At 71.2% G+C, this 15,140-nt stretch carries 13 protein-coding genes; 10 read left to right on the forward strand and 3 right to left on the reverse strand.

Features of this window, described 5'->3' with window-relative positions; genetic code table 11:
• Positions 1-199: 199 nt before the first annotated feature.
• Positions 200-1,597 carry a hypothetical protein gene (locus VC184_RS13625; protein WP_323986604.1) on the forward strand — a complete coding sequence of 466 codons (1,398 nt, stop codon included), beginning with the start codon at positions 200-202 and terminating at the stop codon, positions 1,595-1,597.
• A 196-nt stretch (positions 1,598-1,793) separates the two neighbouring features.
• Positions 1,794-3,218 carry an HNH endonuclease signature motif containing protein gene (locus VC184_RS13630; RefSeq protein ID WP_323986606.1) on the forward strand — a complete coding sequence of 475 codons (1,425 nt, stop codon included), beginning with the start codon at positions 1,794-1,796 and terminating at the stop codon, positions 3,216-3,218.
• 34 nt (positions 3,219-3,252) lie between these two features.
• Here VC184_RS13630 and VC184_RS13635 read toward each other — a convergent pair whose 3' ends face one another.
• Positions 3,253-3,741, reverse strand: coding sequence for an SRPBCC family protein (locus tag VC184_RS13635; protein ID WP_323986608.1), 489 nt, complete (start codon positions 3,739-3,741; stop codon positions 3,253-3,255).
• A gap of 59 nt (positions 3,742-3,800) precedes the next feature.
• Here VC184_RS13635 and VC184_RS13640 point away from each other — a divergent pair, with 59 nt between their 5' ends.
• On the forward strand, positions 3,801-4,736 hold the full coding sequence (locus VC184_RS13640; protein WP_323986610.1) for an aldo/keto reductase: 936 nt from the start codon (positions 3,801-3,803) through the stop codon (positions 4,734-4,736).
• 11 nt (positions 4,737-4,747) lie between these two features.
• Here VC184_RS13640 and VC184_RS13645 read toward each other — a convergent pair whose 3' ends face one another.
• On the reverse strand, positions 4,748-5,338 hold the full coding sequence (locus VC184_RS13645; protein ID WP_323986612.1) for an excalibur calcium-binding domain-containing protein: 591 nt from the start codon (positions 5,336-5,338) through the stop codon (positions 4,748-4,750).
• 129 nt (positions 5,339-5,467) lie between these two features.
• On the reverse strand, positions 5,468-6,928 hold the full coding sequence (locus tag VC184_RS13650) for a protein adenylyltransferase SelO (protein WP_323986614.1): 1,461 nt from the start codon (positions 6,926-6,928) through the stop codon (positions 5,468-5,470).
• Between the two features lie 58 nt (positions 6,929-6,986).
• Between VC184_RS13650 and VC184_RS13655 the strand changes: the two genes are divergently transcribed.
• The 7 genes from VC184_RS13655 (at position 6,987) to VC184_RS13685 (ending at position 15,127) form a co-directional block, all read left to right on the forward strand.
• Entirely contained in the window at positions 6,987-7,745 is a 759-nt protein-coding gene (locus VC184_RS13655; protein WP_323986615.1) for a hypothetical protein, read from the forward strand.
• 127 nt (positions 7,746-7,872) lie between these two features.
• Complete coding sequence (locus VC184_RS13660; protein ID WP_323986617.1) at positions 7,873-8,625, forward strand: cohesin domain-containing protein; 753 nt, start codon at positions 7,873-7,875, stop codon at positions 8,623-8,625.
• Positions 8,622-10,496, forward strand: a complete 1,875-nt coding sequence (locus tag VC184_RS13665) for an amidase family protein (RefSeq protein WP_323986618.1) — start codon at positions 8,622-8,624, stop codon at positions 10,494-10,496. Before VC184_RS13660 ends, VC184_RS13665 begins: the two co-directional genes overlap by 4 nt.
• Positions 10,497-10,592: 96 nt before the next feature.
• Complete coding sequence (locus VC184_RS13670; protein WP_323987773.1) at positions 10,593-11,903, forward strand: UDP-glucose dehydrogenase family protein; 1,311 nt, start codon at positions 10,593-10,595, stop codon at positions 11,901-11,903.
• A gap of 82 nt (positions 11,904-11,985) precedes the next feature.
• Positions 11,986-13,053 (forward strand): acyl-CoA dehydrogenase family protein, encoded by a 1,068-nt coding sequence (locus VC184_RS13675; protein ID WP_323986619.1) that lies wholly within the window; start codon positions 11,986-11,988, stop codon positions 13,051-13,053.
• Positions 13,047-14,414: a PIG-L family deacetylase gene (locus VC184_RS13680; protein ID WP_323986621.1), complete on the forward strand. Its 1,368-nt coding sequence runs from the start codon at positions 13,047-13,049 to the stop codon at positions 14,412-14,414. Before VC184_RS13675 ends, VC184_RS13680 begins: the two co-directional genes overlap by 7 nt.
• Complete coding sequence (locus VC184_RS13685) at positions 14,411-15,127, forward strand: glycosyltransferase (RefSeq protein WP_323986623.1); 717 nt, start codon at positions 14,411-14,413, stop codon at positions 15,125-15,127. The genes VC184_RS13680 and VC184_RS13685 overlap by 4 nt, the downstream gene beginning before the upstream one ends.
• The last annotated feature ends 13 nt before the right edge of the window (positions 15,128-15,140 follow it).

The following is a 15,140-nucleotide window of genomic DNA, read 5'->3' on the forward strand; positions in this document are numbered from 1 at the left end:
TCGAGCGGGCACTGCCGCGTCTGCCGAAGCGACCGCATGTCCCCGCGGCGCCACTCTAGCGATCACGGTCACCTGCGTGCCTTTCGCGCGTCCACGCGAGTGACATCGGCGCAACCTGACGGGCGAAGTCAGATGCCCGGCGCCGTCACGACGGCGAGGCGCCCACCGGCAGAATCGCCTTATGAGAGTCCTCGCGACAATGCTCTTGCGTAGCCGACGGCCGCCTCGTAATGCCTCGCTGAGCGCACCCGCCGACACCGATCCGGTTGCCGAAGAGGAATCGGTCGCGGACGATCTCGCCGACTTGCTGCGAGCCCATGACGAGGACTTCTCGCAGTACGCACGGACTCTGGGCGCAACGCTGGGTCGCGGAGTCGCCGCCCTCGCGCTCGTCTCACTCTTCGCCCTCACCCAGCTCAACCCAGACGCGCCCCGGCTCGTCCTGCCACGGTTCGACGGCGGCGACGCACTCGCCGCGTTCGGTGTCGTCGGCCTGTTCGTCACCACTCTGCAACTCGCCGTACGAGACCCCGGGGCGCTTCAACAGCCCACAGCATCGGCAGGACGGCAGCAACTACTCACACTGATCGCCGCGCTGCTCGTGCCCACCTCGCTCGGCTTGGGCATCTACATCGCCATCCCCTACATGATCGAATCCGCGCCGACCGGCATCGACCTGGTGCGCGGCTTCGGCCCGATAGCTATTGGAATCCTCCTAGCGCTCTTCGCGGCAGACGCCGCTGCGGCAGTCCCCCTCCCACCGACCGACCCAGCTGTGCGTCGCACGCGCCGGAAGATTGCCGCGGAAGAACAGCGCGCAGCCCTTTCCGCGCTCAAGCTCCGCGCGGGGCCGTCATCCGTGCGTGGGGTGATCGGCGACATTGCGCGCATCGTCGGTCTTGTGGTTGCTCAGCTCCTCGTGCTCAACGCGGTCACACCTGCCGACATTGAGGTGGTCGTGGCGCGCGCCGCCGCATTGACGGCTTTCGCCGTCTTCGTCACGGCTGCCGTGTACGACACGTTCGTCGCGGCCGCTCGCCGCCGGTGGTCACCGCTCACACCCGCGTTCTTGCCGTTCATCCTCGCCGTGGTCGGCGTCTCGGGGACGATCGTCATCGCGAGTATCGAATCGGCCGACGGGACGAACCCGGTCCGCGCTGCGGCCGACGCTCTTCTTCGATTCGCCGTCGTCACCTGCAGCAACGCCGGCATGGCGTTCTATCTCACCGGCCGGCGACGGCGGCCGCGCTCCGACGATGGTCCCGCCGAGAGCCGGCTTCTCCGAGCGATCGCAATCAAGCTCGCAGAAAGCAAGGCGAACAGGCTCCACGACGGTGTCCTGCGGGACGAAAGCAGGCGCCCTGCGACGCTGCCGTTGAACCGGCTCGCTGTCATCAGTCCGTTCGTCAGCGTCGTGTTCCCCCTCGGGCTGATACTCGCCGCCGCAGCGCGCGAACAGATCGCCACGGTCTCACCGCCGGAAGAGCGCGGCGAAGGGTGGGCGCGAGCCGCGGAGGTGATCTCGTGGACCGTTGCAAGCCTCGTGCTGATCGTCCCCGCCGTGGCACTCGCGATTTCCACCGCAACTACCACGTGAGTCGGCACTGCCAACCGGCCCGTCTGCCGGGTCAACCCTCGATTCGTCATGGAGAAACGACAAATCCAGGAGCTCCCTGTAGAGAAACGGGCTCCGCCGGGGCCGCCCATTCCTCCCCAACCGAGCCGCAAAATTGTTCTCCACAGATGTACGGATATTCGAGGTGAATGTCCGACCCCCTGGCAATAATGGGAACATGACAACGCACGGCGAAAGCGCACACGAACCGGATGCCGGCTCGTCGAGCTCGCCGTACGCGGGCATCGTCGATCGGGTGTGTCAGGCAGACGACCTGCTCCACGCGGCGAACATCGCCATGACCCGTGCGCTCGCCGAGGCGGGGCGCAGCGCTCTGAGCGTCGCTGCGCGCTCCGGCGAGCGGCCGCGCGGCATGGGGTCAGACATGGAGATGCGCTCGATCGCTGCGGAGATCGCCGGGGTGCGACGGTCGCACGACCGCCGCGCGCAGAACGAGATCGACCACGCGCTGACCATCGTCGACGACTACCCCGCTGTGTTCGAGGCGTGGGAGCAGCAGCGCATCACGCGCGACCACGTCGACGTCGTCGTCCGGATGGGATGCGGCCTCGCCGACGACATCCGCGACGACTATGCGCGGCAGGCGATCTCGATCTGCGAGCGCGACATCGCCTCGCGCGTGCGAGAGCCGCTCCGCAACCTCGCCGCCCGCATGGGGTCCGAGTCCTTCGCCGAGCGACACCGCACCGCCGCGGCGAAGCGAGGCGTTTGGGTGACGCACGGCACCGACGGCATGTCCGAGCTCGGCGCCACCCTGCCGACGGTCATCGCCGCGGGCATCCACGACCGCCTCACCGCCATGGCGCAGACCGTCAAGGATGCCCGTGCTACCGCTGCGGGGGCGCCTGCGGATGGTCCGGCAGGGGATGCTGTCGCGGGTGAGGGTTCTGCGGCGGCGGATGCTGCGGCGCCGGCCGATGGTGGCGCGCCTGATGTCCGCACGATGGATCAGCTGCGCGCCGACATCCTCGGCGACCTACTGCTCGGGGGCGCCCCTGTCATCGACCCGACGTACGGCAGCGACGCCGCCGGGCCGCTGGGTGCGATCCGGGCGCAGGTCCAGGTGACGCTGACATCCGAGACGGTGACCGGCGTCGACGACGCCCCCGCCGAGCTCGTGGGCGCCGCGCTCATCGACGCCGACACCGCCCGCAAGCTCGCCGGCCGCGCCAAAATCTGGAACCGGCTCTTCATCGACCCCATCACCCGCACCCCGGTCGAAGTCGACACCTACCGGCCGACCGCGGCGATGAGCAGACTGCTCAAAGCACGAGATCAGCACTGCCGATTCCCCGGATGCCGGAGGGCGGCCATCCGCTGCGAACTCGACCACACCATCGATTACGCCCTCGGCGGGCACACCCACATCTTCAACCTCGCGCACCTCTGCCAACGACACCATTCGATGAAGCAATTCACGAAATGGGAGGTCAGGCAGATCGGCGGCGGGGTTTTGGAATGGACCTCACCCCTGGGCCGGGTCTACCGCGAAGACGTTCCGATCCCGTCGGTGTGTTTCGTTCCCGACGCCGGCGGGGCGCCACCACCCGTGGTGGGCAACGATGAGCCGCCGCCCTTCTGAACTGGCCGGCGCTGGCCGACGCTGCCCGGCGCCGTCACACGCCCCGGATGCGCTCCGCTTCGGCGAGCACGACCGGATCCTCGCATCCGCGCGCGAAACCCGCGATCCGCCGGTCGATGTCGCGCTGCAGGATGATCGCGCCGATGCGCTCCGCCAGCGGCGCGAGCCACGCCGGACGGCAGGCGAAGTTGTAGCGCCACACCGCGAGCGAGCGCGAGGGGTCACCCTCGACCGGACTGAACCGCCATCCGCCGCCCATCCGAGCGAAGAACCACGAGCCTTTCGTCATCTTCATCCCGACGTTCGACGGCGGGTTGTACGAGACGTACTCGCTCTCCATCGCCAGCCCGAATCGCTGCACCGTGTACGTGCGGATGCCCTTCGCGGGCCGATCCGCGCTGATCAGGTGCTGTCGCCGGATGAAGGGATCCCACCGCTTCCGCACCTCGCCCTGCGTCTGCGACACCGCGAACGCGACGTCGACGGGCACGGGAACGACGCAACGCGACTCGACGACCGGCATCCGCCCATGGTGGCATGCCCCCGCCGCGCGTCCTGCTCCCGCGGCGCATACTAAGAATCATGCGCAGCGTCCCCCTCGGTCAGAGCAACATCCAGGTCCCCAACGTCGTCGCGGGCATGATGCGGATCGAGGAGCTCTCCGACGACGACATCCGCGCCCTCTACGACCGCTGCCGCGAGGTCGGCGTCGACTTCTTCGACCACGCCGACCTCTACGGCTCGTCGCGCCACGCGTGCGAGCGACGCTTCACCGAAGCGCTCAAGCTCACGGCATCCGAGCGCGACGAGATCACGCTGCAGACCAAGACCGGCATCGTCGCCGACGACTGGCACTTCGACCACTCCTACGAGCACATCGTGGCTTCCGCCGAGGAGTCGCTCGAAGCGCTCGGCACCGACCGCATCGACGTGCTACTGCTCCACCGTCCCGATGCTCTCGTCGAGCCCGACGAGGTCGCCCGCGCGTTCGACCACCTCGAATCCTCGGGCAAGGTCCGCGCCTTCGGCGTCTCGAACCACACACCCCGCCAGATCGACCTGCTGAAGACGGCGGTGACCCAGCCGCTCGTGGCCAACCAGGTGCAGCTGTCGATCACGCACTCGACGATCATCGCCCAGGGGCTCGCGTCGAACATGGCCGGCGAAGACGACTCGATCACCCGTGACGGCGGCGGACTCGTCGACTACTCGCGCATCAACGGCATCACGCTCCAGGCCTGGTCGCCGTTCCAGAAGGGCTTCTTCGACGGCGTCATCTTCGGCGCCGAGGAGTACCCCGAGCTCAACGCCAAGCTCGACGAGCTGGCCGCGAAGTACGGCGTCACCCCGACCGCCATCGCGACGGCGTGGATCACCCGCCACCCCGCCGGAATGCAGGTCGTGCTCGGCACCACGAACCCCCAGCGCGTCGCGGATGCAGCCGTAGGCAGCGACATCCCCCTGACGCGAGGCGAGTGGTACGGGCTGATCCAGGCCGCCGGGCACAAGGTGCCCTGAGCCCCGGAGACCTACTCGCAGCCGATGCCGTCGCCGTCCCGGTCGAGGTGACGCCCGTAACCGGGATCCCCCGTCCGGACGGGGGCGGCGCCGGCGTTCCGGGCCGCCGTGCAGTTGTCGTAGTACGTGAATGCCGGTGCCGCGGGTGCCTGAGCAGCCGGTGCCTGAGCAGCGGGGGCTTGCACCGTCCGGGCGGACAGCTGGCCCTCGAGGTCCGAGATCCGGGCCGCGCGAGCATCGAGCTCGGTCTGCGACGCCGTCGCCGCGGTCTGCATCTCGGTCACCTGAGCGGTGGCGGTCTCGAGCGCCGCGGTCGCCGTTGCGAGGTCATCGAGCGCCTCGTCCAGATCCGCTCGGGCGTCGGTCAGCGCCGTGTCGTTCTCGACAGCCACCGTCTCGGCGTCGGCGACATCCGTCTCGAGCGAGGCCACCTGGTCCTTCAGCGACGTCACCTCGGACTGCGCACCCGCGCCTCCGGCGCCACCGCCGAGCAGCAACCCGGCCACGAGCGCCGACCCGGACGTGATCAGCGCCGCCTTGCGCGACATCGGACGCGCCAGGAACGACGGCTTGCCATCGGCGCGCAGGCTCGATCCGGCCATGTTCTCTTCTCCCCCATCGCCGCGCCCCCGCGCGGCCCCGCCGTCATCATCGCGGGACGCGCATCGCCGCGCCACGCACGCGCGGTACGAGCGTCGCAATACGGACCGCCCGCGCGCGTTCCGATCCGGTCAGGTGCCGCAGAACGTCTGGTAGCCGGCCGCGAAGTCCGGACCCGCCGGCTGGGCGTACCGCTCCGCGCCCGCGCGCTCGGTGAACGGGGTCGACAGGACGGTCGTCAGCCAGCCGAGCGGCTCGAGGTTCCCGGCGGTCGCCGCGGCGAGCGCTTCCTCGACGAGATGGTTGCGCGGCACGTAGATCGGGTTCGCGGCATCCATCACCTCGGCGTCGGGCGCATGTACGCGCCACCGATCGAGCCAGCCGGCCAGCGCCGGATCCGCGCCGAGCGACGCCTCGAGACCGGCCGCGTCGCCCCGCCCGGCAGCAGACAGCGACCGGAACGTCGAGGTGTAGTCCGCGCGCTTGCGCTCGAGCATCTCGTGGAAGTCACCGGCGAGCGCCTCGACCTGCTCATCGGAGACTCGCGCATCGGCGAGCCCGAGCTTGCGCCGCATGCCCGCCGCCCGGGCCTCGGCGAACCGGGGCCGGAACTCCGCCAGGACGCCCTGCGCCAGCTCGACCGCGCGTTCGAGGTCGTCGTCGAACAGCGGCAGCATCGCCTCGGCGAGCCGCGCGAGGTTCCACTCGGCGATGTACGGCTGATTGCCGTAGGCGTAACGCCCGCCGGTGTCGATCGAGCTGTACACGGTCGCCGGGTCGTACGCATCCAGGAAGGCACACGGGCCGTAGTCGATCGTCTCGCCCGACAGCGTCATGTTGTCGGTGTTCATCACGCCGTGGATGAAGCCGACCAGCATCCAGCGGGCGACGAGGTCGGCCTGCGCCGCCACGACCGCGCGGAACAGTCCGAGCGCGGGCACGTCCTCGTCCGCCGCCTCGGGGTGGTGCCGCGCGATGGCGTAGTCGACGACCGCGCGCAGCACGGCGATGTCGCCCGTCCCTCGAGCGAACTCGACGCTGCCCACCCGCAGATGGCTCGACGCCGTCCGCACGAGCAGCGCTCCCGGCAGCGCCGCCTCACGCAGCACCTCGCGCCCCGTCGCGACGACGGCGAGCGACCGGGTCGTCGGGATGCCGAGCGCGTGCATCGCCTCGCTCATCACGTACTCGCGAAGCATCGGCCCGACGGCCGCGAGCCCGTCGCCGGCCCGCGCGAAGGGCGTCGGTCCGGAGCCTTTCAGATGGATGTCGCGGAGCGATCCGTCCGGCGCGGTCAGCTCGCCCAGCAGCAGCGCCCGCCCATCGCCGAGCCGCGGCGAGAAACCGCCGAACTGGTGACCGGCGTAACCCTGGGCGACCGGCTGCGCGCCCTCCGGCAGCGCGGCACCCACGAGAAGGTCGACCCCCTCGGGGCTGCGCAGGAACCCGGCATCCAGCCCCAGCTCGTCGGCGAGCGCCTCGTTGAGCACGAGCAGCCGCGGCGCGGGCGCCGGATCCGCCGACCACGGCCGCGCGAGCGCGGGCAGCGCGTCAGCAAAGTCGTGCGACAGCGAGAGCGTGACGGGAGTCATGAATCGAGGCTACGCGCGGTGCGCCGCACCGGGGCCGCAGGTTTGACAGAGTGGAGTGATGGCGATCGAAACGACCGACCACTCCGCCCCGATCCACGACCTGTTCCGCACGGTGGCCGAAGACCGCCGCCGCCTGGCCCAACGTTTCCGCAGAGCTTCGCCGGCCGCCTCGCTCGCGCAATCGGTCTGCTTCGCCCTGATCATCGCCGTACCCGCCCTCGGCGTCGGCATCCCGACGATCGTCGCCTTCGTCGTGGTCGTCGGCGCGCTCGTCGGTGTCGAGATGTTCTTCCGCCGCCGCCTCGGCATGGCGATCGACCTGCCGGCGGGATGGCGCAGCTGGGCCGTGGGCTTCGCTCTCGCGGTCGTCGTCCTCGGGCTCGCCGTCACCTCGATGGCCCTCGCGGTGATCGGGCAGCGCGGCTGGATCGCGCTCACGGCCGGTGCCGGTCTCGTCGTCTCGTTCCTGGGTGTGACCGCCTACGACCGCACCTTCGCCGCCGACGTCGTCCGCCCGTTCGCCCGCGCTCCGCGCTCTGCGGCCCCATTCGCCGACGCCCAGCGCTTCCGGCTGAGCGCCGCCCTCCGCCCGGTCACGTCGGCGCGCGTCGACGTCCTGGCAGAGAGCCTCGGGCACGGGAACGGCGAGCAGCCGAGCGTGCAGGGGCACCTGAGCGCGCTGGAACGCGAGGGGCTCGTCAGCATCACGCATGCGGATGCCGCACCCTCCGCCTCGCTGACGAAGGCGGGCCGACGCGAGTTCGACGGCCGGCTCGCGGCCGGCCTCCGCGGCGAGGCTGGCGAAACCGGCGCGTAACGCACCGACACCGGCAGGAAACGCTGTCCTGCCAAGCTCGGCACATCCCCCGAGGACCGTGGGCTCGGAGCCCCACGAGAGCCTGTCGTCCTGAGTGCACCCGACCCAGGAAAGGGGCTGCTTCCGCATGCCTGCTCGCCCATCGATCACCCTCGCGCCCGCCCTCGCCGGCGTCGTCGCGCTGACCGCGGCACTCGCCGCGGCGCCGGCCGCGGTGGCCGCACCACCCACCGCGACCTTCGCGATCGGCGTCGCCGCCACCGCCACGCAAGGCGATCGGATCGACGTCGTCCTCACGGCGACCGACGTCGTCGACCTCTACGCCTACGACCTCGACGTCTCCGTGCCGGGCGCTCTGCTCGACTACGTCGACGACTCGGCGACGGGTCCCGACGGCGGCTTCACCGCCGCGCGCGAGACCGCGAGCGGCACGATCACCGTCACCCACTCCCGCCTCGGCACCTCGCCCGGCCTCGCGTCCGACCCCGCCGCTCCCCTCACTCTCGCGACGCTCTCGTTCACCGCCGAGGGCGCCGGGACGGCCGAGATCACGCTCCCGACCGTCCGCCTCGTCGGCGGCACCGGCGAGACGGCGACGGCGACGGATGCCGCGACCACCGACATCACGATCGCCGCCCTTCCCGTCGCCGAGCCCGAACCCGAACCCGAACCCGAACCCGAACCGTCGGCGAGCGCGCCCGTCGTGGGCACCCCGGCTGCCGGATCCGGAAGTTCCGCCTCCGGCGGCGGAGCCGCGAGCGGATCGCTCTCGGCCACCGGCGGCGACGCGACGCCCATCGTGCTGAGCGCGGCGCTCGGTGCCGCCCTCCTCGCCGCGGGCACCGTGATCGTCCTGCGCCGTCGGGCGGTGAACGCATGAACCGCCGTCTGATCGCCCCCGGCGTCGCCGTCGCCGTCGGCGCGCTGCTGACCTGCGGTGTCGCCGCCCCCGCCGCTGCGGCGCCCGTCGCCCTAGCCGCCGCCCAGGCCGCCGCGGCCGAGCCCACCGCCGGGGCCGCGTTCCTCGCGCCCTATTACACCGAGCTCGACCTCACCGGCGACGACAGGGTCACCACCGATGACCTCGCCGTCGTCGCGGCGTTCATCGGCAGCACCGACACCGACGCCGACTGGGCGGAGGCGGCCGCGTACGACCTCGACGGCGACGGGGCGATCACGGCATCCGACATCGCCCTCGTCTCCGAGCGAGCCATCTACGACGACGGTCCCTTCGAGATCGTCGAGGCCGACATCGTATCGATGCAGGCGGCGATGAACGCCGGGGTCGTCACCTCGGTCGAGCTCACCCAGCAGTATCTCGACCGCATCGCTGCCTACGACCGCACGGTGATCGAGCCCGGCGGACGAGCGCTGAACTCGATCGTCACGACCGGCGACGCCGCTGCCCTCGCCGCCGCAGCATCAGCCGACGCCGTTCGCGCCGAGAAGGGCATGACGAGCATGCTGCTCGGTGTGCCGATCGCGGTGAAGGACAACTACAACACCGTCGACATGCCCACCACGGCCGGCTGCGGATGCTGGAACGACAACCGCACCGCCTCGGACGCGCACATGGTCGAGGGCCTGCGCGCCGACGGCGCGGTCATCCTCGCCAAAGCGAGCATGGACGAGTTCGCGATCAACCTGTCGTCGCAGTGGTCGGCCTACCAGCCGGCCGGCACCGCCCTCACCGTCTCGAGCCCGTACGCGACGAACCGCAGCTCCGGCGGATCGTCAGGCGGGACGGGCGCCGCCATTGCGAGCAACCTCGCCGCGATCGGTTTCGGCACCGACACGGGCGGCTCGATCCGCATCCCGTCGACCTACAACCAGCTCGTGGGCGTGCGTCCGACGGTCGGACTCGCGAGCCGCGACGGCATCGTGCCGCTCGCGCTCTCGCAGGACACCGGCGGCCCGATGGCGCGCTCGGTCACCGACGCGGCGGTCGCTCTCGACGCCGTCGTGGGCGCCGATTCGGCGGATCCGGTGACAGCTCGCCAGGAGGGGCTCGTCCCCGCCAGCTACACCGCTTCACTCGACGCCGACGCCCTCCGCGGCGCGCGCATCGCCGTGATCACGGGTCTGCCGACCTCGCAGAACATGGTCGGCAGCAACGCCACGACGCAGCGCCTGTTCAGCGCTGCGCGTGAGACGCTCGAAGCGCAGGGCGCGGAGGTCGTCGAGCTCGCGGCGCCCGAGGGATTCAACGGCATCCTGAGCGAGGGAAGCGGCAGCGCCGTCGAGTTCGGGTACGACCTGCAGGGCTACATCGACGACTACCTGAACCCGGCGGTCAGCGCCCGGAGCCTCGCGGCCATCGCGCAGTCGCCGAACATCGCGCCGAACCGCGGCCCATCGACGTACGGGCCGCGCTCGACCGTCACCCCGCAGCAGTACCAGGACTGGGCGGGACCGGCGGGATCGCACACGCTGCAACTCGCCCGCGGAAAGCAGATCGTCACGGAGTTCCTCGACGCGAACGACATCGACGCCATCATCTATCCCAGCGGCACCCCCTACGGCACGGTCGGCAGCAACATGCGGTTGAGCCCGAACACGGGCCTTCCGGCCGTGACGGTGCCGATGGGGCAGGCGAGCGCGACCGAGCAGATCCCCGGCGCCGGCGTGAACCTCGAGTTCCTGGGACGCGATTTCGCCGAAGGAACCCTGCTGGGTCTGGCGTTCTCGTTCGAGCAGGCGACCGGCGCGCGGACGACGCCGGCGCTGTACGGACCGCTTCCGGCGGGCTGATCGTTCCCGTGACGCGGGTGGGTCGTTTACACCCGCGTCACGGGAAGTTGGTATGAAAGAGTGTCGGTGCCGTCGGGGCCGCGGAGAGAGAGCATGATGCGTCTGTCGGTCATCGGTTGCGGTTACCTCGGTGCGGTCCACGCTGCCGCCATGGCATCCATCGGTCACGAGGTCGTCGGAATCGACGTCGACGAGCGCAAGATCGCCTCGCTCTCCAACGGCGAAGCTCCCTTCTTCGAGCCCGGTCTGCAGGAGATCCTGAGCGACGGCCTCGCGTCGGGCCGACTCCGCTTCTCGACCGACATGGCGGATGCCGCGGGCGCCGCCGTCCACTTCATCGGCGTCGGCACCCCGCAGCAGAAGGACGGCTACGCCGCCGACCTCACCTACGTCAACGCCGCCGTCGACGCGCTCATCCCGCACCTGGCCGAGGGCGACATCGTCGCGGGCAAGTCGACGGTCCCCGTCGGCACCGCGGCCACGCTCGCCGAGCGCGTGACCCCCACCGGCGCCACGCTCGTCTGGAACCCCGAGTTCCTGCGCGAGGGCTGGGCGGTGCAAGACACCGTCGACCCCGACCGCCTCGTCGCGGGCGTCCCCGCCGGTGCCGAAGGCGAGCGCGCCGCCGACATCCTGCGGGAGGTCTACCACCCCTCGGTCGCCAAGAACACGCCGTTCATCATCACCGACCTCGCCACAGCCGAGCTCGTCAAGGTCGCCGCGAACGCCTTCCTCGCGACCAAGATCAGCTTCATCAACGCGATGGCCGAGATCGCCGAGGTCACCGGCGCCGACGTCACGACCCTGGCCGACGCGATCGGCCACGACGCCCGCATCGGCCGCCGCTTCCTCGGGGCCGGCATCGGCTTCGGCGGCGGCTGCCTGCCGAAGGACATCCGCGCGTTCTCGGCTCGCGCCGAAGAGCTCGGCCGCGGCGAGTCGGTCGCGTTCCTGCGCGAGGTCGACGCCATCAACATGCGCCGCCGCGACCGCGCCGTCGACCTCGTCGTCAGCGCCTTCGGCGGATCGGTGTTCAAGAAGAACATCACGGTGCTCGGCGCCGCGTTCAAGCCGCACAGCGACGACACCCGCGATTCCCCCGCACTCGACGTCGCCGTACGCCTGCACGGTCTCGGTGCCTGGGTCACCGTGACCGACCCCGAGGCGATCGAGAACGCCCGCCGCATCCACCCTCAGCTGAACTACGTCCAGGACCGCGACGAGGCCCTCCGCGCCGCCGACGCCGTCATCGTCGTCACCGAGTGGGACGAGTACCGCCGCGAGCTCGACCCCGCGCACGCCGCGACGCTCACCGCCGGCCGGCTCATCGTCGACGGCCGCAACTGCCTCGACGCCGACGCCTGGCGCGCAGCCGGCTGGGACTACCGCGGCATGGGCCGCCCCTGACCCACCCACCGCCGACATACACCACCGCGCCGGATCGAGCATCTGCAACCTGCACGCTCGTCCCGCAGGCGATGATGAAGCGATGCCCGCACACCGCGACCCGAGAACCAGTCCCCTCCTGGCGGAGCGGCCTCTGACCCACGGCATCACCCGCGCACTCGACGCCGCTGAGACCATAGACGGCTTCGGCACGGATGTCGCCGCCACCCTCGACTGGGCGGTCGCGGTCGGCGCCGCACGGCCCGCCGAGCGCCCGGTGGTCGACGACTGGTCACTGCTGGCCTCGGTGGCGAGTCTCGATGTCGCCGCTGCCCGCATCCTCGAACCCCACCTCGACGCGCTCGACATCCTCGACCAGGCGCATCGTCTCGACGTGAACGTCGACGTCGCCCTCGAGTCCATCGGAGCGAGCGCGAACTCGACCTGGGGTGTGTTCGCCGCCGAAGCACCGGGCATGCGACTCGATGCCCACCGCGCCGCCGACGGGTGGCGGCTGTCGGGAACGAAGCCGTGGTGCTCGCTCGCGGGTCAGCTCACCCATGCACTCGTCACCGCCTGGGTGGGCGACGACCGCCGGCTGTTCGCCGTGGCGCTGCGACCACCCGAGGTCGTCCCGCACACCGGCCCCTGGCACGCCCGCGGGCTCCCGCAGGTGGTGAGTGCGCCGGTCGACTTCGCCGACGCGCCCGCGGTGCCCATCGGAGAAGCCGGCTGGTATCTGCGTCGTTCGGGCTTCGCACACGGCGGGATCGGCGTCGCCGCCTGCTGGTGGGGTGGAGCCCTCCCCCTCCGAGACGCTCTGCTCGAGGCGGCTCGGCGTACCGGCGCCGACCAGCTGTCACGAGTCCACCTCGCCCGCGTCGACACCGCTCTGTGGAACGCGCGGCTGACGCTGAAGGCCGCAGCGGCGACGATCGACGCCGACCCGGACCCGGCACTGCTCGCCGGCCGGGTGCGCGCGATCGTGTCGGATGCCGTCGAGACGGCGCTGACTGAGGCGGCGCACGCGCTCGGCCCCCTGCCTCTCGTCGCCGATGAGAGGCACGCCCGGCGCGTCGCCGACCTGCAGATCTACATCCGTCAGCACCACGGCGAGCGCGATCTCGCTCGCCTCGGCGGCAGCGTGAGCGAAGGGCGCGGCGAGTGGTGAGCTTCAGCCACCGAGATCCCGGCACCCCTGAAGCGACGTGGGCCGCGGCCTTCGCCGAACGGTCGCTGCCGGTGCTGCCCGAGGATTTCGACCACCTCCTCGTCGTCGCCGCCCATCCCGACGACGAGACTCTCGGCGCCGCCGGCCTGATGACGCGCACCGCCCGGCGCGGAGCAACGGTCTCCGTCATCATCGCGACCGACGGTGAAGGATCGCATCCCGATTCACCGACGCACTCGCCCATCCAGCTGGCTGCGCTCCGACGGGACGAGGCAGAGCGGGCGCTCACGCGTCTCTCGCCGACCATCCGGCGGCGTTTTCTCGGTCTTCCCGACGGCCGGACCGACGACCACCGCGACGAGATCGCCGGCGCGATCGCAGACGCGCTCGGCGACGAACCGGTCCCCGAACGCACGCTCGTGGTCTCGACATGGACAGGTGACGGCCATCGCGATCACCGCGTCGTCGGCGAGGTCGCCGCGGCGGTGTGCGGCGAGCGCGACGTCCCGTGGCGGTCCTACCCGATCTGGCTCTGGCACTGGGGTTCCCCCGACGACGCGCCCTGGGACGACGTCGACCTCGTCGACCTCGACGGGGATGCGCTCGAGCGCAAGCGGGCCGCCATGCGCCTCCACCGCACACAGGTCGAGCCGCTCTCGGCGGCCGCGGGGGACGAGGAGATGCTCCACGGGGGAATGCAGCAGCACTTCGAGCGGCCGTTCGAGGTGTTCCTCCGCCCCCCGCGCGACACCGGCAGCCTCCGCCGCGACTTCTTCGACGCATTTTACCGCCGCAACGGCGACGACCCTTGGGGCTTCGACTCCCGCTGGTACGAACAGCGCAAGCGCACGATCACGATGGCGAGCCTCCCCCGAGCGCACTACCGTTCGGCTCTCGAGCTCGGCTGCTCCACGGGCGCGCTCACCGCTTTGCTCGCCGACCGATGCGACAGCGTGCTCGCCCTCGATATCGCCGACGCTCCGCTGGCCGTCGCCGCACGTCGTCTCGGTGAGCGCGCGGGCGTCCGGCTCGCCCGCGCCGAGTTGCCGGCCCAGTGGCCGGCCGGTGAGTTCGACCTCATCGTCCTGTCCGAGGTGGGCTACTACTGGGGCCCCGACGACCTCGCCCGGACCATTTCGCGGATCGCCGCGTCCCTCACCCCCGACGGCCACGTCATCGCCTGCCATTGGCGGCATCCCGTGGCGGAATACCCGCTCTCGGGAGATGAGGTCCATGCCGCGTTCGCCGCCGAGCCCGGTCTGACCCGGCTGGTCCGGCACGGGGAGGAAGACTTCGTCCTCGAGGTCTTCGGCGGCGCGCAGGCGCGATCGGTGGCGTCCGAGACCGGCCTCGTCCCGTGACTCCGATCGCCGTGGCCGTCGTCGTCCCCGTGCACGACGAAGCGGCGCTGCTCGACGCCTGCCTCGCAGCGCTCACCGCGGCCATCGCGCACGCGCGTCGAACGCATCCCGGCCTCCGGGTCGCCCCCGTCGTCGTCCTCGACGCCTGCACCGACGCCTCGGAGCAGATCGCGAGGTCGTGGCCCGTCGGCATCCGCCGCATCGACGCGCGCCGCGTCGGCACCGCACGCCGGAGAGGGGTCGAGGCGGCTCTCGCCGAGCTCGGCGACCCCGCGCCCGAAGACACCTGGATCGCGACGACCGACGGTGATTCCACCGTGCCGCTCGCCTGGCTGAGCCACCAGCTCGATCTCCGCGCCGCCGGCGCCGAGGTCGTCCTCGGAACCGTGCGCCCCGATTTCGCCGACCTCACGTCGGCCCACACCGCGCACTGGCTCGCCACGCACCCCCGGGGACGACCCGCCGGCAACGTGCACGGCGCGAACCTGGGGATGAGCGCCGCCGCCTACCGCGCAGCGGGCGGATTCCCCGATCTCGACGAGCACGAGGATGTCGAGACGGTCCGAGCCGCGCGCGCCGCCGGTGCGCGGGTCGTGGCCACCGACGTCAACGAGGTCACGACCTCGGGCCGGTTCGAGGGCCGGACGCCCGGGGGTTACGCGGCGTTCGTCCAGGCGACGCACCAGCGCATCTCAGGTCAGGTGTCACCTTGAGGCACTGAGGTCC

Origin of the sequence: Microbacterium plantarum (genome assembly GCF_035231185.1) — a bacterium.
Lineage (GTDB): Bacteria > Actinomycetota > Actinomycetes > Actinomycetales > Microbacteriaceae > Microbacterium > Microbacterium plantarum.

What these genes read in the sequence shown, in the direction of transcription:
- VC184_RS13660 (WP_323986617.1), top strand. Translation starts at nt 7,873, where the DNA reads ATGCCTGCTCGCCCATCGATCACCCTCGCGCCCGCCCTCGCCGGCGTC.
- VC184_RS13670 (WP_323987773.1), top strand. Translation starts at nt 10,593, where the DNA reads ATGCGTCTGTCGGTCATCGGTTGCGGTTACCTCGGTGCGGTCCACGCT.
- VC184_RS13655 (WP_323986615.1), top strand. Translation starts at nt 6,987, where the DNA reads ATGGCGATCGAAACGACCGACCACTCCGCCCCGATCCACGACCTGTTC.
- VC184_RS13645 (WP_323986612.1), bottom strand. Translation starts at nt 5,338, where the DNA reads ATGGCCGGATCGAGCCTGCGCGCCGATGGCAAGCCGTCGTTCCTGGCG.
- VC184_RS13650 (WP_323986614.1), bottom strand. Translation starts at nt 6,928, where the DNA reads ATGACTCCCGTCACGCTCTCGCTGTCGCACGACTTTGCTGACGCGCTG.
- VC184_RS13665 (WP_323986618.1), top strand. Translation starts at nt 8,622, where the DNA reads ATGAACCGCCGTCTGATCGCCCCCGGCGTCGCCGTCGCCGTCGGCGCG.
- VC184_RS13630 (WP_323986606.1), top strand. Translation starts at nt 1,794, where the DNA reads ATGACAACGCACGGCGAAAGCGCACACGAACCGGATGCCGGCTCGTCG.
- VC184_RS13675 (WP_323986619.1), top strand. Translation starts at nt 11,986, where the DNA reads ATGCCCGCACACCGCGACCCGAGAACCAGTCCCCTCCTGGCGGAGCGG.
- VC184_RS13625 (WP_323986604.1), top strand. Translation starts at nt 200, where the DNA reads ATGCTCTTGCGTAGCCGACGGCCGCCTCGTAATGCCTCGCTGAGCGCA.
- VC184_RS13635 (WP_323986608.1), bottom strand. Translation starts at nt 3,741, where the DNA reads ATGCCGGTCGTCGAGTCGCGTTGCGTCGTTCCCGTGCCCGTCGACGTC.
- VC184_RS13640 (WP_323986610.1), top strand. Translation starts at nt 3,801, where the DNA reads ATGCGCAGCGTCCCCCTCGGTCAGAGCAACATCCAGGTCCCCAACGTC.